This window comes from Thioclava sp. UBA3469, assembly GCF_002378135.1.
In the GTDB taxonomy this organism is placed as follows: Bacteria; Pseudomonadota; Alphaproteobacteria; order Rhodobacterales; family Rhodobacteraceae; genus Thioclava; species Thioclava sediminum.
Genome location: NZ_DFRG01000163.1, coordinates 2,540 through 5,561 on the forward strand (window position 1 = coordinate 2,540; position 3,022 = coordinate 5,561).

Below are 3,022 nucleotides of genomic sequence, written 5' to 3' on the forward strand. Positions count from 1 at the left end.
CCGAATCCGCAAAGGATTGCAGCTCCGAGCGGGTGCTGCCGAGCCGGCCCAGATCGAAGGAGAGCGCGACCAGACCGAGCACCACCACGAGGCTCATCCCGAAGAAGACGAGGATCGTCCCGTCTTCCTCTCGGGCGAAACGCCGGATGCTGTTCTGGATGCGCCCCATCGACCCCGCGCCTCACTTGATCGTCGTATGGGTGACTTCCGTGCCGCGCCGGATCGTCACCGTGCGCACGGGCGTGGGTTCGAGCTTGTTCGAAGACCTCTCGCTGAGAATATCCGCCAGCCCGATCGAGGGCAGCGGATCGCTCTCGGCCTCGTCGAGCGTGCGCAGCGTCAGGCTGAGCGTGCCCGCCTTCTGCGCCAGCGCGAGGCGTTGTCCCTGATCGGGCGAGACCTCAACGGTGACAGTGCGCGCCACGCCGGGGGTTTTCACTTTCTGATCCGCTTCCTGATCGACCCCGATGACGCGAACGTCCTGAAGGATCGTCACGGTCTTGAGCGACTCGTTCTTGCCGCGGGTCATCATCACGTCGACGCGGTCGCCCGGCGTCACGAAGCCACCCACGCCGCTCGAGGCGTTGACCTCGATCGCCATGGCGCGGCTGTTCGGGCCGAGGGTCTGAACGATGGTGACCTTCTCGCCGTAGTTCGAGACCTTGGAGGCGAGGATCAGCTCGCCCTGCGCGATCTCGGCACGGGCGCGGCGCGGCTCTCCCCCCGTTTTGGGCAGAAGGGCCGCGTAATCGGTAAAGACACCCGGCGGCAGCGCCTCTTTCGGCCAGGAGATCGAAGTCAGCTTCTGCGCCTCGATGGTCTGGCCGAAGGGAATGTTCTGTGCAGCGGCGAGGACCTCGACGAGGCCTTCGCGCTCGGCGGCAAGGTCGCGTTTGTATTTCGCCTCGAAGAAATCGCGCGCCAGGTAAGCCGAACCACCTGCCACGGCGAGTCCTGCAGTGAAGGTCAGCAAAGATGCGATACGCATGGCGCTCTCCGTTTCATGAAATGAGTTGAGTGGCCCAGGGCAACGCGGTGACGGTTGCCCTGAGCGAAAGACGCGGCATCAGTTGCCGTAGGCGCCGGTCGCCGTCGAATCCATGATTTGGGCGCCAGACAGCATTTCCCCGTGCACCGCGGTACCGAGCGTCGTATAGATCGCCGAGCCGATGCCAACGGCCACCGCCAGCGCGATCCCGTATTCGACGACGGTGACGCCCTCTTCGTCCTTCTTCAGACGACGCAGCGAAGCGAGTTTGAACAGTTTCATGGTCTTTCTCCGTTTTGAAATGCCGGCCCACCCCGGCGTTTAAATCTGGCCCCGTGTCCCCTGTTGAGCCGGGCAGCCAAGATTCAGATTGCGAGCGTTTTGACGCTGCGACATCGGTTCAGCGTCGCAAAATCACAACCAAGGATTGTATTTCTTGTCAGAGATGCCGAAATCTGGACGCCAGATACGCCGTTTGGAGGAGCGATCACCCAGCAGCGCCGCTCTCGCGACTCGGCTTGAGGCGCGCGATTTTCGTCTTGTTTCGGAGGTTTGACGCGTGCGGCGGAACGATGCCGTTCAGGACGCTACACCGTTCGAGCTACGGGCCGAGTACGGCTTCGGCGACATAGGCACCGGAATCTTCGGCAGCCCCGAAGCGGGACTGCCGTTTTCGCGAGATGTGAGAGCGGACGGCTTAGACGCCCAAACCTCAGCCGGGCAGCGCGTCCACGAGCTGCGCGAAATGATCGCCGCGTTTCTCGAAATTCGGATATTGGTCGAAGCTGGCCGCCGCAGGCGCCAGCAGGACCGTATCGCCCTCTTCGGCGTCGCGGGCGCAGGCGGCGACGGCGGCTTCCATCGTTTCGCAAATCTCATGCTCGACCGCCAGTTCCAGCGCGAAATCGCGCGCGGAATGGCCGATGAAATAGGCCTTCTTCACCGTACCGAGATGCTCAGACAGCGAGGCCACCCCGCCCTCCTTGCCCAGACCGCCCGCGATCCAGCGGATATTCGGGAAGGCCTCAAGCGCCTTCGCGGCGCTGTCGGTATTGGTCGCCTTGGAGTCGTTGACCCAGCGCACCCCACGCTTCTCGGCGACGGTCTGGCTGCGATGCGGAAGCCCGGCGAAAGAATGGAACGCCTGTTCGATCACGCGCGGCGCAATTCCCAGCGCGCGCACGGCGGCGTAGGCCGCGCAGGCGTTCTGGTGGTTATGCGCACCGGGCAGCCCGGTCACATCACGCAGGTCGATCGAGGCCACCTGCTTGCCCTTGCGCCATTCGCTGAGGAACCCTTTGCGCGCGTAGACCGACCAGCCCCAATCCCCGAGCTTGCGCGCCGAGGACACGCGGATCAGCCTGTCATCGTTGCGGCCCATCATGATCTGATTGGCGAGATAGACGCCCTCGGGCTCATCGACGCCGATCACCGCGCGATCCGGGCCTCCTTCCGCGAAAAGACGACGCTTGGCCGCGAAATAGCCGCCCATGCCCGCGTGGCGGTCGAGATGGTCGGGCGAGAGATTGGTGAAGACCGCGATGTCCGGCGTCAGCGCGCGCGCCAGATCGGTCTGATAGGAGGACAGTTCCAGCACCACGACCTCGCCATTCTCGGCAGGCTCCAGATCGAGCACGCCGCGCCCGATATTGCCCGCCATCTGCGTCGGTCGCCCGGCCTCTTCCAGAATGTGATGGATCAGCGCCGTCGTCGTGGATTTGCCGTTCGAGCCGGTCACGCAGATCGTGCGCGGTGCCTGATCGTAGCGCATGAAATCATCGGTGGCCCAGGAGGCGAAGAACAGGCCGATATCGTTATCGACGGGCACGCCCGCCTCCATCGCCGCCGAGATCACCTGGTTGGGCTTGGGATAGAGATGCGGGATACCGGGCGAGACGATCAGGGCCGCGACCTCCTCGAAAGCGCCGTGGCGCGTCAGGTCGCGGCAGCTATAGCCCGCTTCCTCGGCGCGGGCGCGGCCTTCGGGGCTGTCGTCCCAGCACAGCGGCTCGGCCCCGCCTGCGCGCAGCGCGG

The 3,022-nt window shown here is 64.6% G+C and carries 4 protein-coding genes; all 4 read right to left on the reverse strand.

Annotation, left to right across the window (positions count from 1 at the left end; genetic code table 11):
• Positions 1 to 169 (reverse strand): pilus assembly protein TadG-related protein (locus B3D39_RS12450; protein ID WP_286789745.1); only part of this gene is annotated, 169 nt, incomplete at its 3' end.
• A 12-nt stretch (positions 170 to 181) separates the two neighbouring features.
• Positions 182 to 988: a Flp pilus assembly protein CpaB gene (gene cpaB / locus B3D39_RS12455; protein ID WP_274963691.1), complete on the reverse strand. Its 807-nt coding sequence runs from the start codon at positions 986 to 988 to the stop codon at positions 182 to 184.
• A 78-nt stretch (positions 989 to 1,066) separates the two neighbouring features.
• Positions 1,067 to 1,270, reverse strand: coding sequence for a Flp family type IVb pilin (locus B3D39_RS12460; RefSeq protein ID WP_078570220.1), 204 nt, complete (start codon positions 1,268 to 1,270; stop codon positions 1,067 to 1,069).
• 430 nt (positions 1,271 to 1,700) lie between these two features.
• A partial coding sequence (murD, locus tag B3D39_RS12465; protein WP_274963692.1) for a UDP-N-acetylmuramoyl-L-alanine--D-glutamate ligase occupies positions 1,701 to 3,022 on the reverse strand: 1,322 nt, incomplete at its 5' end.

Excerpts from the sequence above, each read along its gene's own strand:
- cpaB (WP_274963691.1), bottom strand. The coding sequence starts at position 988 with ATGCGTATCGCATCTTTGCTGACCTTCACTGCAGGACTCGCCGTGGCA.
- B3D39_RS12460 (WP_078570220.1), bottom strand. The coding sequence starts at position 1,270 with ATGAAACTGTTCAAACTCGCTTCGCTGCGTCGTCTGAAGAAGGACGAA.